Origin of the sequence: Variovorax sp. CCNWLW186 (assembly GCF_037203865.1) — a bacterium.
Lineage (GTDB): Bacteria > Pseudomonadota > Gammaproteobacteria > Burkholderiales > Burkholderiaceae_C > Variovorax.
In genome coordinates this window covers 14,487-32,500 of record NZ_JBBCBO010000025.1, presented here as the reverse complement: position 1 = coordinate 32,500, position 18,014 = coordinate 14,487, and the positions used below count along the sequence as shown (strand labels likewise).

Annotated in this window: 17 protein-coding genes (1 of these 17 only partly in view); 8 read left to right on the top strand and 9 right to left on the bottom strand. The window is 67.8% G+C overall.

Translation table 11 applies throughout. From position 1 onward, the window contains the following. Both V9K97_RS23275 and V9K97_RS23270 read left to right on the top strand, forming a co-directional pair. A protein-coding gene (locus V9K97_RS23275; protein WP_337321062.1) for an ATP-binding cassette domain-containing protein crosses the window boundary here: on the top strand, positions 1 to 785 show its 3' portion. It extends 1,123 nt beyond the left edge of the window; the window shows 785 of its 1,908 coding nt (coding positions 1,124-1,908); its start codon lies off the left edge, out of view; it ends in the stop codon at positions 783 to 785. 92 nt (positions 786 to 877) lie between these two features. Beyond that, a complete protein-coding gene (locus tag V9K97_RS23270) occupies positions 878 to 2,611 on the top strand; it encodes a phospholipase D family protein (RefSeq protein WP_337321006.1) in 1,734 nt (577 codons plus the stop codon). A 26-nt stretch (positions 2,612 to 2,637) separates the two neighbouring features. Here V9K97_RS23270 and V9K97_RS23265 read toward each other — a convergent pair whose 3' ends face one another. From V9K97_RS23265 to V9K97_RS23250, 4 genes are all read right to left on the bottom strand, one after another. Then, the gene (locus V9K97_RS23265; protein ID WP_337321004.1) at positions 2,638 to 3,546 is read right to left on the bottom strand and encodes a copper chaperone PCu(A)C; all 909 of its coding nucleotides are present in this window, start codon (positions 3,544 to 3,546) and stop codon (positions 2,638 to 2,640) included. Positions 3,547 to 3,582: 36 nt separating this feature from the next. After that, on the bottom strand, positions 3,583 to 5,868 hold the full coding sequence (locus V9K97_RS23260) for a TonB-dependent receptor (RefSeq protein WP_337321002.1): 2,286 nt from the start codon (positions 5,866 to 5,868) through the stop codon (positions 3,583 to 3,585). A 115-nt stretch (positions 5,869 to 5,983) separates the two neighbouring features. Then, positions 5,984 to 6,355 (bottom strand): DUF2946 family protein, encoded by a 372-nt coding sequence (locus V9K97_RS23255; RefSeq protein ID WP_337321000.1) that lies wholly within the window; start codon positions 6,353 to 6,355, stop codon positions 5,984 to 5,986. Between the two features lie 11 nt (positions 6,356 to 6,366). Next, a complete protein-coding gene (locus tag V9K97_RS23250; protein ID WP_337320998.1) occupies positions 6,367 to 7,617 on the bottom strand; it encodes a TraB/GumN family protein in 1,251 nt (416 codons plus the stop codon). A gap of 64 nt (positions 7,618 to 7,681) precedes the next feature. On the opposite strand from V9K97_RS23250, the gene V9K97_RS23245 reads away from it, so the two are divergent. Together V9K97_RS23245 and V9K97_RS23240 are read left to right on the top strand one after the other, a co-directional pair. Beyond that, on the top strand, positions 7,682 to 8,095 hold the full coding sequence (locus tag V9K97_RS23245) for a VOC family protein (RefSeq protein ID WP_258502550.1): 414 nt from the start codon (positions 7,682 to 7,684) through the stop codon (positions 8,093 to 8,095). Continuing rightward, the gene (locus V9K97_RS23240) at positions 8,092 to 9,246 is read left to right on the top strand and encodes a toxin-antitoxin system YwqK family antitoxin (protein ID WP_337320996.1); all 1,155 of its coding nucleotides are present in this window, start codon (positions 8,092 to 8,094) and stop codon (positions 9,244 to 9,246) included. Before V9K97_RS23245 ends, V9K97_RS23240 begins: the two co-directional genes overlap by 4 nt. Positions 9,247 to 9,274: 28 nt before the next feature. Here V9K97_RS23240 and V9K97_RS23235 read toward each other — a convergent pair whose 3' ends face one another. The 3 genes from V9K97_RS23235 to V9K97_RS23225 are packed head-to-tail and all read right to left on the bottom strand — an operon-like array spanning position 9,275 to position 12,275. Then, complete coding sequence (locus V9K97_RS23235) at positions 9,275 to 10,249, bottom strand: Bug family tripartite tricarboxylate transporter substrate binding protein (RefSeq protein WP_337320994.1); 975 nt, start codon at positions 10,247 to 10,249, stop codon at positions 9,275 to 9,277. A 5-nt stretch (positions 10,250 to 10,254) separates the two neighbouring features. Then, positions 10,255 to 10,485: a hypothetical protein gene (locus tag V9K97_RS23230; protein WP_258502554.1), complete on the bottom strand. Its 231-nt coding sequence runs from the start codon at positions 10,483 to 10,485 to the stop codon at positions 10,255 to 10,257. Beyond that, a complete protein-coding gene (locus V9K97_RS23225) occupies positions 10,482 to 12,275 on the bottom strand; it encodes an FAD-dependent monooxygenase (protein ID WP_337320991.1) in 1,794 nt (597 codons plus the stop codon). The genes V9K97_RS23230 and V9K97_RS23225 overlap by 4 nt, the downstream gene beginning before the upstream one ends. 82 nt (positions 12,276 to 12,357) lie before the next feature. Between V9K97_RS23225 and V9K97_RS23220 the strand changes: the two genes are divergently transcribed. After that, positions 12,358 to 13,191 (top strand): helix-turn-helix transcriptional regulator, encoded by an 834-nt coding sequence (locus V9K97_RS23220; RefSeq protein ID WP_337320989.1) that lies wholly within the window; start codon positions 12,358 to 12,360, stop codon positions 13,189 to 13,191. Here V9K97_RS23220 and V9K97_RS23215 read toward each other — a convergent pair. After that, positions 13,148 to 14,227 (bottom strand): fumarylacetoacetate hydrolase family protein, encoded by a 1,080-nt coding sequence (locus tag V9K97_RS23215; protein ID WP_337320988.1) that lies wholly within the window; start codon positions 14,225 to 14,227, stop codon positions 13,148 to 13,150. The two genes, V9K97_RS23220 and V9K97_RS23215, sit on opposite strands and share 44 nt — an antisense overlap. A 133-nt stretch (positions 14,228 to 14,360) precedes the next feature. Between V9K97_RS23215 and V9K97_RS23210 the strand changes: the two genes are divergently transcribed. Continuing rightward, on the top strand, positions 14,361 to 15,569 hold the full coding sequence (locus V9K97_RS23210; protein WP_337320986.1) for a DUF3108 domain-containing protein: 1,209 nt from the start codon (positions 14,361 to 14,363) through the stop codon (positions 15,567 to 15,569). 97 nt (positions 15,570 to 15,666) lie between these two features. After that, complete coding sequence (locus V9K97_RS23205; RefSeq protein WP_093017097.1) at positions 15,667 to 15,978, top strand: BTH_I0359 family protein; 312 nt, start codon at positions 15,667 to 15,669, stop codon at positions 15,976 to 15,978. Between the two features lie 67 nt (positions 15,979 to 16,045). On the opposite strand, the gene V9K97_RS23200 is transcribed toward V9K97_RS23205, so the two are convergent. Further along, the gene (locus V9K97_RS23200) at positions 16,046 to 17,107 is read right to left on the bottom strand and encodes an AbrB family transcriptional regulator (protein WP_337320984.1); all 1,062 of its coding nucleotides are present in this window, start codon (positions 17,105 to 17,107) and stop codon (positions 16,046 to 16,048) included. Positions 17,108 to 17,168: 61 nt separating this feature from the next. Between V9K97_RS23200 and V9K97_RS23195 the strand changes: the two genes are divergently transcribed. Further along, a complete protein-coding gene (locus tag V9K97_RS23195) occupies positions 17,169 to 18,008 on the top strand; it encodes a ChaN family lipoprotein (protein WP_337320982.1) in 840 nt (279 codons plus the stop codon). Positions 18,009 to 18,014: the final 6 nt, after the last annotated feature.

The following is an 18,014-nucleotide window of genomic DNA, read 5'->3' as shown; positions in this document are numbered from 1 at the left end:
CGTACTTCGACCAGATGCGCGACAAGCTCGACCTCGACGCCACGCTGGAAGACTTCATCAGCCCGGGCAGCGAGTGGATCGAGATCGGCAACCAGCGCAAGCACGTCAAAAGCTACCTGTCCGACTTTCTCTTCTCCCCTGCGCGCGCCAACTCCCCCGTGCGCTCGCTCAGTGGCGGCGAGCGCAACCGGCTGCTGCTGGCCCGCCTGTTCGCGCGCCCGGCCAACGTACTGGTGCTCGACGAACCGACCAACGACCTGGACATCGACACCCTCGAGTTGCTGGAAGGCCTGCTGCAGGACTACGACGGCACCGTGTTCCTGGTCAGCCATGACCGCACCTTCCTCGACAACGTGGTGACCAGCACGATCGCCTTCGAAGGCGACGGCCGGTGGCGCGAATACGAAGGCAGCGTGCAAGACTGGCTGATCCAGTCGAAGCGCGCCCGCGAGATTGCCGAACAGCGGCAAGCCGCCAGCCCTCCGCCGCCGGCCCCAGCTCCCGCCGCGGCACCGGCTTCAGCCGAGCCGGCGACCGCACGCTCCACAGCCCCACGCAAAAAGCTCAGCTACAAGGAGCAGCGCGAACTCGAAGCCCTCCCCGCGCAGATCGAAGCCCTCGAAGCCGAGCAGAAGCGCATCAGCGAAATGCTCGAACTCGACGGCGGCGCGATTTATGCCACGGACGCCTCGCGCGCCGCCGAACTGAGCCAGCGCCACGCCCAGATCGACGACGAGTTGCTGGCCGCCCTGGAACGCCAGGAAGAACTGTCCGCCGGTCGCTAGTTCGTTAGTTCTACATGGAACTGTCACGCCGTCCCACGCCGGGACGGCGTCGACTGAGCTATATATGCGGCTCCAAATTCCCGGAAAGCCGCATGTCTTCCATCTTCGCGTTCTTCGGCCGGTCCGTCGTGCTCCTGGCCATCGTGCTGCAAGGCGCCTGCGCGCAACTGCCGGAGCATGTCGACCGGCCAGTGTCCAGCGCACTTCCCTCGCCGAGCGGCACCGCCCTGGAAGCCCTGGTCCAGCAGCGGCGAAAGGCCGACGCGGCGCGCTTCGAGTCGGGCTTCCTGCTGCTCGGCGGCCCTCCCGCCGCTTACGGTAGCCGGCTCGCGCTGATCGAAGGCGCGCAGAAGACGCTCGACCTGCAGTACTACGCCATCCACGCCGACGCAAGCACCGGCCGGCTGTTGCGCGGCATCCGGTCGGCGGCCCAGCGCGGCGTGCGCGTGCGCATCCTGCTCGACGATTTCCATAGCACCGGCCGGGATGCGCTGGTGCTGGGCCTGGCCTTCGTGCCCAACATCGAAATGCGGCTGTTCAACCCGCTCGCGGGCGCGCGCGGCTCATCATTCGCACGCCTTCTCAATTCGGTCGGCGATGCTTCCCGCATCCAGCAGCGGATGCACAACAAGCTTTTTCTCGCCGACAACGTGCTCGGCGTGACCGGTGGCCGCAACCTGGGCGACGCCTATTTCGGCAATGCGCTGAAGGGCAACTTCATCGACGTCGACATTCTGGCGGCCGGCCCCATCGTGCAAGACCTGTCGCGCAGCTTCGACAGCTACTGGAACAACGAACGCGCCTACCCCGTGCAATCGCTGGTCAAGCGCGAAGAATTGAAAGCCATCCGCGAGCGCGCGGCGCAGGCTGACCGCGAGCTGGCCGACGAATCGGCCCGCGCGCAGAACCCACCGCCGACAACCACCGACGGCGAACCGAAACCCGGCGCGGCGCCCACGCCCACGCAACTCGCCCGCGCCTGGGACGAAAAGCCGCTTGATCTGAAGACCGCCCGCTTCGTCTGGGCGCCCGCGGTCATGCTTGCCGACCAGCCCGGAAAGATTCCGGCCGACAGGGGCCCCGAACAGACAAAGGCGCCCGGCCTGGTAGTGAGCCAGCCTGGCGACGCGGCCGGCTCCTCGCGGCGCGCGGCATCGCTCCAGGCCAGCTCCGACATCGCCGCGGGCAGCGACACGGTCGTCGAAGGTCTGCTGCAGCTGATTGGGCAGGCGCGCAGCGACTTGCTCATCATCTCGCCCTATTTCGTGCCCGGCCCGGACATGAAGCAAGCCTTCGCGGCGGCCCGCGGACGCGGGGTTCGCATCCGGGTGCTGACCAATTCGCTAGCGTCGAACGATGCGCCGGTGGCGCATGTCGGCTACGCGCGCCATCGCGAAGACCTGCTCAAGCTCGGCGTCGAACTCTATGAACTGCGCAGCGAGCAGGCCAGCGTCAGCAACGCATTCGGTTCTTCCGGCAGCGGCAACCTGGGCGAGTCGCGCTCCATGCTGCACTCGAAGGTGCTGGTGATGGACGGCCGGCTGCTGGTGGTCGGATCGATGAATCTCGACTTGCGCTCTCAGTTGCAGAACACCGAAATCGCGCTTCTGGTGCGAAGTGCCGAGCTCTCCCGCGCAGCCTCCGAGCAGATCGAGCGCGGCATGCGCGAAGGCTCGTGGCGTGTCGAACTGAACGATGGTTCACTGCTCTGGCGGGCGCCCGAGGGCAGCGGGCTGAAGGACACCTCCACCGAGCCCGACGCCAGCCTGACCCTGCGCCTGCTGCTCAGGCTCTTCGGTCCACTGGCGCCCGACCAGTTGCTGTAAGCGCTTCCCGCGGGGCGCCGGGCGGGTCAGTGCTTGTGCTGGTGAGCCGGTGCCGCCGCATCGGCACCTTCGGGCGCGCCCACCGGCAGCTTCAGCTCGAGCGAGGTCTTCTGCCCCTTGGCATCTTCGAAGCGGAGCGTCACCGGAACGGTCGATCCCTTGGTCAACGGCTGCTTCAGGTCCATCATCATCACGTGGTAGCCGCCCGGCTTGAGTTCGACGGTCTGGCCCGCGGGAAGATCGAGGCCGCCCGGCAGCTCGCGCATCTTCATGGTGTCGCCTTCCATCTTCATCTCGTGCACCTCGGCCACGCCGGCCGCTGGCGTGGCAATACCGACCAGCTTGGTGCCCGTGGGCGCGGTGAGCTTCATGAACGCACCCGTGCCGCTCTGGCCCGGCACCGATTGGCGCACCCAGCCGTCGCGCACGTCGACCGTGGCCACGCCCTGCGCCACCACGTCGAGCTTGGCGGCGGGCGTCTTGAGCCCCGCGGTCGAGTTGCCTGTTGCGGGCACTTCGGCCCAGTCGATGCTGCCCACGTCGCAGGTCTGCAGCACCTTGAACCACAACGGTCCGGGCGTGCCGGGCACCTTGCCGCGCAGCACGAATTCGGCGCGTTCGCTGGCGGGCAGCGCGGTTTGCGCGCTTTCGGCGGTCCAGCGCACCTCGCCGTCGCCGGCGTTCTTCTGCACATCGAGCTTCCAGCCCTTGCGCGCCTGCGCGTCGCTCAGGACGAATCCCTTGGGCAGGCGAACGGCCAGGCCCGTGGTGGCCTTGGCGCCTTCGCAGGCATGGCCCACGCGGAACGCCGCGTTGTAGTCGCTGCCGACGGTCGCTCCGCCTCGCGGCAGGGTGACGTGGGCAAAGCCCGTGGTCGCGCTGGCCAGCATGGCACATGCAGCAACGGTCTTGAGGATGATGCGCGGGTGGTTCATTGAGGGAACTCCTTGAAGAAATTGGAAAAAAGAAAATCAGAGGTCGAACTTGAGCTCGGCCAGGAAGGTGCGTTGCGTATAGGGATGGAAAGCCCAGTACTTGTTGTTGTTCAGGTTGTCGATGCCCACGGCGGCGCTCCATTGCCGGTCGAAGCGGTAGCGAATGCGTGCGTCGACCACGAAGAACTTCGAAAAGCCCATGTACGCCGCGCCGTTCGTGTCGCTGTTATCGAGCGTGCCGTACTGCGTGCCGCTGTAGCGCGCGCCCACCGTGTAGCTCCATCTCGCGTCAGGCCGGTAGGTGGCGAGCAGCGAGGCGCGCACCTTCGGCACGCGCGGCTGGTCGCGGCCCACGCTGGCGGCAAAAACGCTGTTGGCGGCAATCCTCGACCGCGTCAGCGTAAGGCTGCCGCCCAGGTCCAGCCCCTTGATGCCCACGTCCACCGCATTCAGTGCCACCTCCAGGCCGCGCGTGCGAATTGCATCGACGTTCTGCACCGTGCTCACCAGGTTGGTGAGCGCCTGGCTGTAGAGCGCATCTTTCGTGTTCTCGAAGAACAGCGAGGTGCGCAGCACGCCGTCGACGCCCCAGCCCTTCAGGTCGCGCTCGGCGCTGAGCTCGGTGGTCCACGAGCGTTCCGGCCGCAGGTCCGGGTTGGTATTGACGATGCGGTTGCCTTCGATCGACCCCTGGTAGAGCTCGCTCACGGTCGGCATGCGCACCGCGCGGCCGGTCGAGGCCTTCAACAACCAGTCGGGCGTGGCCTGCCAGGCGATGGCCGCCTTGGGCGAGTCGTAGCTGTTCTTGCGCGGCGCAAAGTCGAGCAGCCTCGTCGCATTGCCGAGCTGGCCGCCGTAGGCTTCCCACCGTTCGTGGCGCAGGCCGAGCGTGGTCTTCCATTTCTCGGCAAAACGCCAGGTGTCCTGCACGTAGAGCGACTGCAATCGCGTGTTGCCGTTGAAGGCGGAAAACGGCGCCACCACCGGCCCACGGATCCAATCGAGCGTGTTGCCGACGCTGGTGCGCAGCCGCGCCGTGTCCTGCTGAAAGCCGAACTCGACCACATGAGCGCCCACGCCGTCGGCAGAGCCGGTCGGCCGCCAGGTGCCCGCGGCCTTGAATGTGTGCCAGCCGGAACCGCCCATGTCGGTGGTGCGCCCGGGGCCGCCCTTGAAGGCGCCCGGCAACGGTGTGGTCGGCGTGCGCGAGGTGTCGCTCGCATAGTCGAACAGGCTCGCGGCCACCTCCCAGTCGAACACACCGCCGGTGTGGCTCTTGACCGAGAGGCCATGCATGTAATGCGTGAGCGCGGTTTCCGTCGGCGCTAGCGCGGCGCTCGGCGCATCGAGGTTGTAGCTGCGCCCGCCGATGTTCACGCGCCCTGAATACACCGGCCGCCCGAGCGCATCGCGCAGGTAGGTGTCGACGCTGCCGTGCGTGGTGTTGTTCCACGCGCCAAGGGTGTAGGTCGCCCGCACCGTGGGCGAAAAGTCGTAGGCCACCTTCAGCTTGGCCTGCTCCTGCGTGGTGTCGTAGATGGTCGAGCCGCCCACCAGCCACCATGGCTGGTTCGACGGGTTCAGCCCCAGCACCGCGCCCGTCACCGGTGTGCCCGCATTGCCCACCGTGCCGGCGCTCACCAGCCGGTTGCCGAACACCAGCGCCTGTCCTTTGCTGTGGGTGCGCGAGGCGCTGAGCCACCAGGACCAGTTGCCGCTGCGGCTCCCCAGCGACAGGTCGAACTGCTGCCCGGCCGGCGACGAGCGGCTGTTGTACAGGTCGAAATTCGAGGCAAAGCCGCTGAGCTTGACGTGCGCTTCGAGCCTGGTGGGCATGCGCGTCACGTAGTCGACCACGGCCCCGACCGAGTTGCCCGGGTAGGCGGCGGAGAAGGGCCCGTACAGCACGTCGACCCGCTCGATTTCTTCCGGCGACACCATGCCCCAGCGCGGCGCGTAGGTGGCGCCGTTGCCCAGCGGGTTCGACAGCATGATGCCGTCGGCGAACACCAGCGAGCGAGCGCTGTTGCCCGTGCCCGAGGCGCGCGTGGCAAGCACCGCATGGTTGAAATCGCCGATGTAGCGCTTGCGCACCACAAGGCTGGGCAAATATTTGAGAGCGTCTTCGCTGTCGGTCGCATTGACCGTTTCGGAGATCTGCTCGCTCGTCACACCTTCGATGGTGGCCGGGATCTGCGTCGGCAGCGAGGTCGGGCGGCCGTCACTGACCGTGACGGTGCCGAGGGTGCGCACGCTGGCGCCGCTCTCGGGCGGCTCGGGTGCTTCTTGCGCCCACAAGGGCGCGCCAAAGGGGAATGCCATGGCAATTGCCAGGGCGCGGGAATGCTTTTTCACTGGAAACCTGCTCCACGAACTTCAAGCCAGACAGGCCGCACGCACCTGTCGATCGGCGCATGCGGCTACGGTTTTGAAAGCTTCAGGAGAAGGTGGGCGGCCCGCGCGCCGGCAATGGCGCAGCGGTGGCCGCGGCAAGGCGCGCGGCAGGAATGGACTGGACCACGCGGCCCAGCGGCAAGGGAAGATCGAAACCGGCGGGGTCCGCCGAAGGAGGCGGCGCGCCGGTGAGCACGCACAGCGGGCAGTCCATGTGCGAGGCGCCCATTTCCTGCACGCCGTCTTCGGTGTGGACCACCACCTTGACCGAGCCGACGCTCGAGCACACCAGTTCCACGGCCTGTGGGTGCACGATGGGCGACGCCACCGCCACGCCGAGCGAAAGCACAAACCACAGCAGCACCCATCGGCCGACGAGGCCGAGGAAGCGGGGGTGGTTTCGCGGCAGGTGCATGGTGTTGGCGATTATCGGCGCTGTTTGGCCTTCGTGGCCGGCGCGCGTTGCGCGGGCTTGGCGCTGGGCTTGGAACCCTTGGCACTGCTGCTGCTCTTGGCGCTGCTGCTCTTGGCAGCCTGGCTGCCACGCGCACCGCGGGCGTCACGGGTATTGCGGGCATTGCGAGCGCCCCTTGCATTCCGGCCCTCCGCCGTGGGCGGTGTCACAGCCGGTGCTGCCGGCACCGCGAGCGGCGGCTGCGCAGAAAGAGGCACCGCGGCAACCGTGAACCCCCGGGCCGCCAGCAGCGCAGGCAGCCCTTGCGGGCCCACCATGTGCAGCGCACCCACGGCCGCAAACACGCGCCGCCCGCCCGCGTGCATGCGCTCGATGCCGTCCGCGAGCCCCGGATTGCGGTCGTCGAGCAGGCGCTTCATCAGCCGCCGTTCGGCCGGCGTGTTGATGCAGTTGCACCACTCGGGATAACGGCCCAGCTTGTCCACATCGCCACGGGCCCAGACCTCGGCCAGCTCCTTCATCTGCGTGCGCAACTGGCCCGACTCCAGTTCGTCCAGCGCAGCATCGATCTGTTCCGCCTCTTCGGCTTCGGAATCTCCCGTGAGCATCTTCAATTGCGAGGCCGCGCTTTCCAGCGCGAACACCGGCTTGCTGTTGTTCCGCGCCGAGACGGCCAGCGTTTCGTCGACGCCGAATTCCGGGTACAGGCCATCGGCACGCGCCACCAGGCCCGCCAGCGCAGTGACCTGCAGGATGGGCTGCAGCCCCGACATGGTTCCGGGCGGCACGCAGGCGGCTTCATTCTGGCGCGCCAGCCGCTGCGCACGCTGGCCGCTCAGCAGCCGCGCCACCAGGGCCGGATCCGCCGGCTGCGTCATGGCGCGCATGGTCGCCGGATCGCGCGCGTCGAGTTCCAGCGCGAGCGCGTCGCTTTGCTCCAGCGCCTTTTGCACGGTGGGGCCCGGCCGCACCCACTCGGCTCGGCCGAGATGAATGGTTCCGTAGAGCCAGGAGGTACGCCCGTCCCGGTCGGCGCGCCACAGCAGGCCCCGGTCGACCGCATTCCATTGGCCGACCGCAGAGCCCGGCTTGCCGAGGCTGGCAATGGCCGAAGGCGGGCAGGCGGCATGCGCCGCCACCGCGAGAAGGGAACAGGCACCCGCCAGCACAAGGCGCGGCAGGCGGGCAAGAAACCACTGGCGCGCGGGCGCCTTCAAGTCGAAATTGCGCCCGGGCGCAAAGAGGGTCCGGAGTATCCGCAAGGCTTGCTCCACGATGAAAGAAAGTCCGGCATTCTCACAGCACCGCTGCCCATAATCCGGAACCATGCAGAGCATCTTCCATCTTGCCTTTCACGTTCGCGACCTCGACGCGGCCCGCCGCTTCTACGGAAATGTCCTCGGCTGTGCCGAAGGCCGCAGCACCGACACCTGGGTCGACTTCGACTTTTTCGGCCACCAGATCTCCCTGCATCTTGGCGAGCCCTTCGCCACCACGCGCACCGGCCGGGTCGGCAATGCCATGGTGCCCATGCCGCACTTCGGCATCGTGCTCGAATTGCCCGACTGGCAGGCGCTTGCAGAACGGCTCAAAGCCGCCAACACCGACTTTGTGCTGGAACCCCAGGTGCGTTTCGAGGGGCAGCCGGGCGAGCAATGGACCATGTTTTTCTGCGATCCCTTCGGCAACCCGATCGAGGTCAAGGGATTCCGTTCGCTCGCCGCGCTGTACGACAAATGATTCGCCGGCGCGGGGCCGCAACGGCGACCTTGTGGTTCTTCACGCTCTTCACTGCCGGCGGCGCGCATGCCGCGCTCGACTGCGAACTCAACGGACGCCGGGTGAACCCCTCCGACGGCAGCACGCTCCTCGGCGCGACAGGCCTCATGCGCTGCAAGGACCGCGCGACCGGCGAGCCCCAGCGCGAGCAGCAGGTGCAGAACGGCGCCTTCACCGGCCTGTCGCGCTTCTATGAAAAAGGCAAGCTCGCCAGGGAGCACATCCTCAATGCCGGTGGAAACATCCATGGCCTCGCCCGCGAGTACGGGCCCGAGGGGCAAGTCTTGCGCGAGGCCACGTACGACGACGGCCAGGAGCGCGGGCTGGTTCGCAGCTTCTATCCCGGTGGCCGGCTGCGCCGCGTCACTTTCTATCCCAGCACGGGAACCGACCGTGCCTTCGTCGAGTTCACCGAGCGCGGCCAGTTGTCCGCGCTGCGCTGCGGCGAAACGCCCATGCTCGCGCCGGTGGCCGACGACGCCCGGCTGTGCGGCTTCACCGGCGGGCCCTCGCAGGTCCAGCTGTTCGACGCGCGCGGCTTCCTGCGTTCACGGCTGTCGTACATGCTCGGCAAGCGCGTGCGGTCGCAGGACTTCTACGACAACGGCAAGCCCTCGGTGCAAGACGAGATCGCCGGCAACCAGCGCACCGAGCGGCATTTTTCATCCGAAGGGGTGAAGCGCCGCGAAACGGTGTGGCTGCTGGTCGAACGCAGCGCGGTGCGGCAACGCGAGCAGGAGTTCTCCGAAAAAGGCTCGCTGATCCGCGACCAGCGCTGGAACCCCGCGGGCGAGCCGGTGCGAGACGACAGCTACTACCTCCACGGCCAGCCCCGCAGCAAGGCTGCCTACAGCGGCTCCGGCGATGCGCGCGCTCTCGAGATCACCGAGTTCTACGAGAGCGGCCAGCGCGCTGCGCATGGGCGCTATCGGGTGGCGGGCCGCGGCCGGCAAGTGCCGGTCGGCAAGCACCAGCGCTTCAGCGAAAAAGGAACGCTGCTCGCCGAATCGAGCTTCGATGCCAGGGGCCGCGTGACGCGCGAGCGCAGCTGGGACGAAAACGGCGAGCTGCAACGCGACGAGCACGTGCTGGAAGACGGCTCCAGGAAATAGCCCGCCGGCTGCGAAGCGCGCGGCGAACTCAGTCCAGCTTGATGCCGGCCTGCTTGATGATCGGCCCCCAGCGCTTCGACTCGGCGCGCGCCAACGCTTCGAACTGCGCGGGCGTGCCCGGCATGGCTTCCATGCCGAAATCATCGAAGCGCTTTTGTACCGCCGGCGTACCGAACGCGCGGTTCAGCTCGCTGTTGAGCTTGGCCACCGCGGCGGGCGGAAGGCCGGCCGGGCCCAGCACGCCCTGGAACGCGAACACCTCGGTATTGGGCACGCCCACTTCGGCCAGCGTCGGCACGTTGGGCAGCAGCTTGTTGCGCGCGCCGGAGCCGATGGCGAGCACGCGAACCTTGTTGCCCTGCATGATCGGCAGGCCCGAGGCCAGGTCCAGGAACATGCACGGCACCTGCCCACCCATCACGTCGGCCATCGCCGGGGCGGCGCCACGGTAGGGAATGTGCGTGATGAAAGTGCCGGTGCGAACCTTGAACATCTCCATGGCCAGGTGATGCGGCGACCCGTTGCCCGGCGAGGCGTAGTTGACCTTGCCCGGATTGGCCTTCACATACGCCAGGAACTCCTTGAAGTTCTTGGCCGGAAAGTCCGGGTGCACCACCAGCGCCAGCGGAAACTTGCCGATCGCGCCGACGTAGGTGAAGTCTTTTTCCGGATTGAACGGCAGCTTGCCGAACAGGTGCTCGTTGAAGGCCAGCACGGCGTTGTCGGCAGACATCACGGTGTAGCCGTCGGGCTTGCTCTTTGCGACCAAGTCGGCGCCGATGTTGGTCGAGGCGCCGGGCCGGTTGTCGATAACGATCTGCTGGCCCAGCGCCTGGCGCATGGCCTCGGCGAGCGTGCGCGCAATCACGTCGGTACCGCCGCCCGCGGGATAGGGCACCACCCACTTGATGAGTTGCGTGGGGTAGTCCTGCGCGCGGGCGAACGGGCTTGCGGCCATGGCGGCGCCCGAAGCGAGCGTGGCCAGAAGAGTGCGGCGGTCCATGTGGATCAGTCTCCGGTTTGTTGTGATTGGGTTGCGGACAGCGATGGTACGGGCAGCGCGTCCAGCGCGTCGGCCAATGCGCGGCGGCAGCGCGCCTCGTCGCCGACCTGCTCGAACAGCAGCAGCGCGAGCCGCGCGAGAAACAGCGATTCGCGTTCGGGGCCGGCTTCAGTGATGGCGCGCGCGCACTCCGCGTAGATGCGGTCCCGCGCGTCGGGGGCGAGCGATGTGGTCATGCGGCAATCTCCTTGAAAGCAGCGGCGGCACGGCCCAACGCGCCTGTCAGCGCGCCGCCCGGCAGGTGTTGCCAGCGCGCGGCCACATGGCCGTCGGGCCGCAGCAGATAGAAGGCGCCGTCGCTTGCGCCCAGCGCCTCGAACACCGCCGCGTCGGCATGTGCATCGGCGCCATCGACACCGGCACCCGCGATGACGCGAACCGCGAACGGCAGATCGCCGCGCAGCGCCTGCGCCACCTCGTCTTTCGGCAGCAAGGCGGTACCGGCCCGCGGCCGCAGCACGAGCAATGTGAAGACCGGAGCGATCCAGTCGGTCAGGTGCCCCTGCTCAAGCTGCTGCTCGGCCATCACCTCCCCGGGCAACGGGCCTGCCGCCAGCACATCGCCTTCGCTGGAAAGCGCCGAAGCCGCATAGCGCACCGCCTGCGTCTGCCGCGGATTGATCAGTTGCGCAATGCCGCGATGCGCCTCCGACAGCGACAGCGCCGCTTCGCGCATCAGGTCGAAGCCGCGGGAAGGCGGCGACATGAATTCGGTGCTGCGCATGGCGTTCTCGGCATTGACGTGGAAGGCTTCGATTCGCTCCTGCGAATACGAGTCGAGCAGCGCCGCATCCGAGAGGCCGCGAGCCACGAACGCCAGCTTCCAGGCCAGGTTGTCGGCATCGTCGAAGCCCGAATTGAGGCCGCGCACACCGAAGATCGGCATCGCATGCGCCGCATTGCCGGCAAAGAGAACGCGGCCGTGCCGGTAGCTCTCGAGCGTCATCGCGCCCGCACGGTAGACCGAGGTCCACACCGTCTTCCACGGCAGGTGGCCTTCGCCAATGGCGTCCAGATGCCGCTGCACGAACTCGGCCACGGCCGCCGGCGTCAGCGCTTCTTCGGTGCTCTGGCCGGCACGCAACTGGTAGTCGATGCGCCAGATGTCATCGGGCTGGCGGTGCATCAGCACGGTCGAGCCCGGGTTCCACGGCGGATCGAACCACGCGCGGCGCTCGGTCGGGTGCTCGCTGTGCAGTTCGATGTCGATGATGACGTAGCGCCCCTCGTAGCCCGTGCCCTCGAGCGAAAGCCCCAGCGACTTGCGCACGAAGCTCTGGCCGCCGTCGCAGGCCGCGAGCCACTGGCCCTGCAATCGGTAGGCGCCTTCGGGGTTGCGCACGTCGAGCGTCACGCCGTCTTCATCCTGCGCAATGCCGACGAGTTCGGTGCCCCAGCGAATGTCGATGAGCCCCGGCGTCGCCTCGTTGCGGCGAAAGATTTCTTCCAGCAGATAGTGCTCGGCGTAGTACTGCTCGAGGTTGATCATTGGCGGCAGCTTCTGCCGCTCGTCGTGCGGCATCTCGAAGCGGAACACCTCGGCCGTCTTGTAGAAGCTGCGCCCGCCGGTCCACGGCAGGCCCTTGGCCAGGAACGCCGGAAGCGCGCCGAGCCGCTCCACGATCTCCAGGCTGCGGCGCGAGATGCAGGCCGCGCGGCTGCCCACGCACACCGTGTCGTCGGTCTCGAGCACCACGCAGCGCACGCCGTGGTTCGCGAGCCCCAGCGCCAGCGCCATGCCGACCGGCCCGCCGCCCGCAATCACCACCGGATGGCGCCCCGGCTCCACGCCGCCCTGCTCCAGCGGCGGCGTCCGCGGTTTGTAGCGCGTGTAGTGAAAGGCACCGACCGAAGGCGGCAGCCCGGTCGCGCTGGGCATCGGCGGCACGGGGCCGCTTGCGGCATCGGCGGCAATGGCGCCGGAGGCGGGAGCGGGCGCCTCGGCCGCAATGGTGGGGTTCGTCATGCAGCGGGATTGTCCCGATGCGGGGCCACGTCCGTTGTCATAACTTTGTACGACGTATTTACCCCGAGTCTGGTCTGCTCCCATGAGACGCTGGCGCATTCAACCCGCTGCCGACACCGCGCTGTCGGCGGCCATCGTCCGCGACGTGCTGGCGGGCATCGGCACGCCGCATCTCGCAGCCAACTGCCTCTCGGCCATGCACCGGGTGATGCCGGTGACCTTCTGCACCGTGTTCGCGGTCGATGCCACCGGCCGCATCGAGGCCGTGTCGGCGGCCAGCAGCTACGGCACCACGGCCGAACGCACCGCCGAGGGCTATGTGGCGCAGCGCTTCGACCTGCTCGACCCCAACATGACCTGGCTCGCGAAGCGCAAGCTGCCCAAGCGCGCGCAGCTGTGGCTGGGCCACCAGCGCGCCGAGGAGGTGGCCGACCCCGCCTACCGCGCCGCCTGCTACGGCGACGTAGGCATTCGCGAACGTGCGTCGGTGCTGCTGCTGACACCCACCGGCCAGCGCGTGGCGGTGAGCTTCTACCGGAGCCTGGCGCAGCCTGAATTCGACGAGCGCGACTTCGCGGCAATCGAGAGCCACGCCACCCTGCTGGCCGAGGCCACGATGGCCCATGGCCGCAGCACGGTGGCGGCAGGGAACACGGTGGCGCCCTCCCTGGCCTCGCGCCTGCTGACCTTGAGCCTGCGGGAGCGCGAAGTCATCGGCCACCTGATGGCGGGCAGCACCGCCAAGCAGACCGCGCGCGAGATCGGCATCGAGCTGACGACGGTGCGCACCCATCAATACCGGGCGTTCCGGCGGCTGGGCATACGGACACAGAAAGAGCTGCTGCGCGCCGCGGCCCCAAAAGTTCTTGAGCCTAGTCTTCAGCCGTATCGGCGGACTGGTCGGCCTGGGAATTGACCAGCGACACCGGCGCCACCTTCGGCCGCCCCGCCACCGACACCACTTCCTGGTCGATCGCGCCGAACAGCGAGCGGCCGTCGAGCCCCTTCATCTCGATGCGGATCGTGTCGCCGAACTTCATGAACTCGGTCACGGGCTCGCCGCCCTGGATGGTTTCGATGCAGCGCTTCTCGGCAATGCACGAATAGCCCTTGGGCCAGTCCATGCGGCCGTTCTTTTCCACGCCCTTGTTGCTCACGGTGCCGCTGCCGACGATGCTGCCGGCGCGCACATTGCGCGTCTTGGCGATGTGGGCGATGAGCTGGCCGAAGTGAAAGGTCATCTCCGGCCCGGCGTCGCACATGCCGACCTTGCGGCCGTTCCAGCTGCTTTGCAGCGTCAGGTGCACCCGGCCGTTCTGCCAGGCCTCGCCGATTTCGTCGAGCGTCACGGCCACCGGGCTGAAGGCGGTGGCGGGCTTGCTCTGGAAGAAGCCGAAGCCCTTGGCCAGCTCGGCCGGAATCAGGTTGCGCAGGCTCACGTCGTTGGCCAGCATCACCAGCCGGATGCCGTCGAGCGCCTGGTCGGGCGTGGCGCCCATCTTCACGTCGCCGGTAATCACCGCGATCTCGGCCTCGAAGTCGATGCCCATGGCTTCGTTCGGCACCACGATGTCGTCGGTCGGGCCGAGAAAGTCGTCGCTGCCGCCCTGGTACATCAGCGGGTCTTGATAGAAGCTTTCAGGCACTTCGGCGTTCCGCGCCTTGCGCACCAGCTCGACGTGGTTCAGGTACGCCGAGCCGTCGGCCCACTGGTAGGCGCGCGGCAGCGGCGCCATGCACATCGAGGGATCGAACGGAAAGGAATGGCGCGCGCGGCCGTTGTTGACCGCGTCGTACAGGTCCTGCAGCTGCGGGCTCATGAAGCCCCAGTCGTCCAGCACCTGCTGCAGCCGGCTGGCAATGCCGGTGGCGTAGTGGGCGAGCGTGAGGTCGCGCGAGACGACGACGAGCTGGCCGTCGCGGGAGCCGTCCTTCAGGGTGGCGAGTTTCATGGTGGCAATTGCGTGATGAAGGACACGGGGCGAACACGAGGGCCGGCGCCGCGCCCACTAAACTGGGTGAACGGGCGGCAGTGTACCGAGGTGCTCCTTGTGAACCTCGACGCCCGCGCTCACTCCACACCTCATGCCGACGCTTGCCGCCTCCCCGTTTTCGTCCCTTGCGCCCCCGGCACGCCCGTCGTGGCGGGCGCTCGCCGGGCTGACGCTGGCGGTGGGGCTGGTTCACGTTCTGCTGCTGGGGCTGGCGCCCACGGCCATCGGCCCGGATCCCTCGCCTCTTGCGAACAAGTTCACTACCCGGACGATCGTGATCGCGCCGCCCGCTCCGGAAAAGCCGGCCGCGCCCGCTGCCGCGGCAGCCGCCCCGGCTGAAGCCAAGCCACCGCCGCCCGCCAAACCGCGTCGGCCGCGCGAGCCTTCCGCGCCCAAGCCGCCGACGGCGCCCGAGCCCATGCCAGTCCCGGCACCCCAGGTTTTCGAAGAGCCTCCGCCGGAAACGCGTGCTCTCACGGCGCAAATCGCTATCGATTCAGGAGCGGCCGCTCCTGAGCCGCCGGCAAGCGCCCCGGCAGGTGCTGCGCTGGGCGGCGCGGGCAGCACAAGCAACGCCGGCATCGGGGACGGAGGAGCCGGAGGCGCCGCGAGCGCAACGGCCGGCAACGTCGTCGGCCCGGAGGCGTTGCGCATTCCCGGCTCGGTCAAGCTCGCCTTCGCGGTCACCGGCCAGCAGGGCTCATCGCCAATGCAAGGCGTTTTCGGCGACCTGGCCTGGCTGCAGGACGGCAGCAGCTACGACGCGCGGCTTTCTCTCAAATTCCTGTTCAGGACAATCCGCAGCCAGCACAGCACCGGCAAGATCGGCCCCACCGGCATCGAGCCTGACCGCTTTTCGGAGGCCCGCAAGGGCGAGGTGGCTTCGCACTTCCTGCGCGACCAGGGCCAGGTGATGTTCAGCAACAACGCGCCCAGCGTGCCCCTGCTGCCCGGCGCGCAAGACCGGCTCAGCGTGGTGATGCAGCTCGGCGGCATGCTGGCGGGCGACCCGGGGCGCTACCCGGCCGGCAGCCGCATTTCCATCCAGACGGTCGGCCCGCGCGACGCCGGCGTCTGGGTCTTCAACATCGAAGGCGAAGAGCAAATGACCGTGCCGGCCGGCGACTATGCGGTGCGCAAGCTCACGCGCAGCCCCCGGCGCGAATTCGACGACAAGATCGAAATCTGGCTGGCGCCGGCCCTTGGCTACCTGCCGGTGCGGATGAAACAGACACAGGCCAACGGCGATTTCGCCGACATGCAGTTGCGCGAATCCCTTCCCGCGGGGCCCTCGAACTAGCGCGAAAGTGGAGGAAACAAGCACAGGAATTAATGCGTTTTCTCTACAAAAAGACAACCGAGCTTGAAACTGGCGCGTTGATTGCTATCTAACCCCCATGAACGCCATCGACATCCTCACAGGCCCCGCAATGAACATGCTCTATGACTCAGAGTCCTTCGTCGTCGTGCACGTGCAGCCGAACGAAAGCGACACACCCGCCCAGCCCAATGTGCCGGTCCTGGAACGCCACGGCTTCGAGATCGTCGACAAGCGCTCGGGCAAAGAGGTCTACCTCGACGGCTCGTGGGCCGAACTGTTCCAGCAGCAAATTGCCGCCTGGCAGCTCAATACGCCCACCCAGGAAGAGGTCGAGGACACGCTCGAAGGCTATGCCGAGCTGGCTCACACGCCGGTGCTGGTGCACTGAGCCCGCCCGCCCCGGATAAAAAAGCGCCTTTCGAGGCGCTTTTTTTGTGCCCACTCAGCCGTGGCGCTCATTTCCGACCGTAGATCCACCGGTACATCGGCCCCACCAGCAGCAGCACCGCCACCAGCCGGCACACCTGAAACGCCGTGACCACCGGCACCCCCAGCTGCAAGACCTTGGCGGTGATCGACATTTCGGCAATGCCGCCCGGCGAAGTGCCCAGGATCATCGTGGCGGGGTGCAGCCCCGTCGCCCGGGCCAGCAGCCATGCGGCGCCTGCGCACACCACCAGCATGACGACCGTGCCCAGCGCCACAGAACCCAGCCAGCGCGGCGCCGTGTACAAGAACTCGCGGCTGAAGCGAACGCCCAGGCTCACGGCAATCACCAGCTGCGCGGTGTTCGACATCCAGGTGGGCACGGCCGACAGCGCCTGGCCTGCGATGGTGAACCCCATGGCAACCACCAGCGGGCCCATGAACCAGGGGTTGGTGCGGCCCAGCGCACGCATCGCAAGGCCGCCCATGCCGGTGGCCAGCGCAAGCAGCAGGAGCCCGCTCGCATTCACCTCGCGCACCATGGGCGGATTGATTTCGAGCCCATGCAATCCGCTCCACTGCATGGCAAACGGAATGGTGATTGTCACCACCACCAGGCGCAGGCTGTGCGCGGCCGCCACCAGATCGGTACGCGCGCCGGCCGATTCGGACAGCAGCGTCATCTCCGACGCGCCGCCGATGGCGCCTGCGAAGTAAGTTGTCGCTCTCATCGATTTCGCCGGTACATGCGGCATTCGCTTGGCGTGCAGCCCATGCAACCAGCGCCCGAAGCCCCAGCCGAGCAGCAAGGCCCAGGCAATGGCGAGCGCAATGGCCCACCAGAGGCCGGCCACCAGCGCCACCACCTGCGGCGTGAAGTAGAGGCCCAGCGCGGTGCCGATGGTCCATTGCCCGGCATTGCGCAGCGGCGTGTAGCTGGCGGTGGGTGCGCCGGCAATCGATGCCAGCGACACCGCGAGCAGCGGGCCGATCATCCATGGCAGGGGCGTGTGCAGAGCCAGGCAGACTTCCGCCGCGGCGAGTGCAAGCAACAGCGTGGCCAGCACGCGAACCGGAAAGCGAAGGGACACCACAGGAAAAAAGCGAAATTGGACGGCAAGGCGTGCGGGCGCCAACGCATAGTATGGCGCGATGCAATCCCAACCCTTCCCCGCGCGGGCTCCCCGATTCCTGGTCCCCCTGCTCGCCGCCATCGTGCTGGCAGGGTGCTCCGCCTTTTCGCCCGGCCCTGATGCGCCCGTGGCAAAGCGCGCCGCGGCGCTGCTGCCGGCGGACGCGCTCATCCTGGGCGAGCAGCACGATGCGGCCGAGCACCACGCCATCGAGCGGGAAACCGTCGAGGCGCTGGCGAGCCAGGGCAAGCTGGCCGCACTGCTGCTCGAAATGGCCGAGGAAGGCAACAGCACCGCGCGCCTCGACCGCACGGCCACCGAAGCGCAGGTGCAAGTCGCCCTCGGCTGGAACGACAAAGCTTGGCCCTGGCGCAGCTACGGCCCCGGGGTGATGGCCGCCGTGCGCGCCGGCGTGCCCGTCATCGGCGCCAACATGCCGCGCGCGCGAATGAAGAACGCCATGGCCGACGTCTCGCTTGACGTACAACTCAACGGCGAGGCCTACACCGCGCAGCAGGACGCCGTGCGCGAGGGTCACTGCAAGCTGCTGCCCGAAGCCCAGATCGTGCCCATGACGCGCATCCAGGTCGGGCGTGACCGCGCCATGGCGCAAGCCATCGTCAAGGCCCGACAGCCGGGCAAGACGGTGCTGCTGATCAGCGGCGCGGGGCACGCCACCAAGGTGCTGGGGGTGCCGCAGCACTTGCCGACCGACGTCTCAGTCAAGACGGTGCGGCTGCAGGCCGGCGGCGATTCACCCGAATCGGATGAAGACAACAAGGGCGCCTACGACGCCGTTTGGCGCACGCCCGCCCTGCCGCCCAAAGACTACTGCGCGGGCATGCGGGCACCCGCGTAGCCTGGG

Excerpts from the sequence above, each read along its gene's own strand:
- V9K97_RS23270 (WP_337321006.1), top strand. The coding sequence starts at position 878 with ATGTCTTCCATCTTCGCGTTCTTCGGCCGGTCCGTCGTGCTCCTGGCC.
- V9K97_RS23265 (WP_337321004.1), bottom strand. The coding sequence starts at position 3,546 with ATGAACCACCCGCGCATCATCCTCAAGACCGTTGCTGCATGTGCCATG.
- V9K97_RS23260 (WP_337321002.1), bottom strand. The coding sequence starts at position 5,868 with ATGGCATTCCCCTTTGGCGCGCCCTTGTGGGCGCAAGAAGCACCCGAG.
- V9K97_RS23255 (WP_337321000.1), bottom strand. The coding sequence starts at position 6,355 with ATGCACCTGCCGCGAAACCACCCCCGCTTCCTCGGCCTCGTCGGCCGA.
- V9K97_RS23245 (WP_258502550.1), top strand. The coding sequence starts at position 7,682 with ATGCAGAGCATCTTCCATCTTGCCTTTCACGTTCGCGACCTCGACGCG.
- V9K97_RS23240 (WP_337320996.1), top strand. The coding sequence starts at position 8,092 with ATGATTCGCCGGCGCGGGGCCGCAACGGCGACCTTGTGGTTCTTCACG.
- V9K97_RS23235 (WP_337320994.1), bottom strand. The coding sequence starts at position 10,249 with ATGGACCGCCGCACTCTTCTGGCCACGCTCGCTTCGGGCGCCGCCATG.
- V9K97_RS23230 (WP_258502554.1), bottom strand. The coding sequence starts at position 10,485 with ATGACCACATCGCTCGCCCCCGACGCGCGGGACCGCATCTACGCGGAG.
- V9K97_RS23225 (WP_337320991.1), bottom strand. The coding sequence starts at position 12,275 with ATGACGAACCCCACCATTGCGGCCGAGGCGCCCGCTCCCGCCTCCGGC.
- V9K97_RS23220 (WP_337320989.1), top strand. The coding sequence starts at position 12,358 with ATGAGACGCTGGCGCATTCAACCCGCTGCCGACACCGCGCTGTCGGCG.
- V9K97_RS23215 (WP_337320988.1), bottom strand. The coding sequence starts at position 14,227 with ATGAAACTCGCCACCCTGAAGGACGGCTCCCGCGACGGCCAGCTCGTC.
- V9K97_RS23210 (WP_337320986.1), top strand. The coding sequence starts at position 14,361 with ATGCCGACGCTTGCCGCCTCCCCGTTTTCGTCCCTTGCGCCCCCGGCA.
- V9K97_RS23205 (WP_093017097.1), top strand. The coding sequence starts at position 15,667 with ATGAACGCCATCGACATCCTCACAGGCCCCGCAATGAACATGCTCTAT.
- V9K97_RS23195 (WP_337320982.1), top strand. The coding sequence starts at position 17,169 with ATGCAATCCCAACCCTTCCCCGCGCGGGCTCCCCGATTCCTGGTCCCC.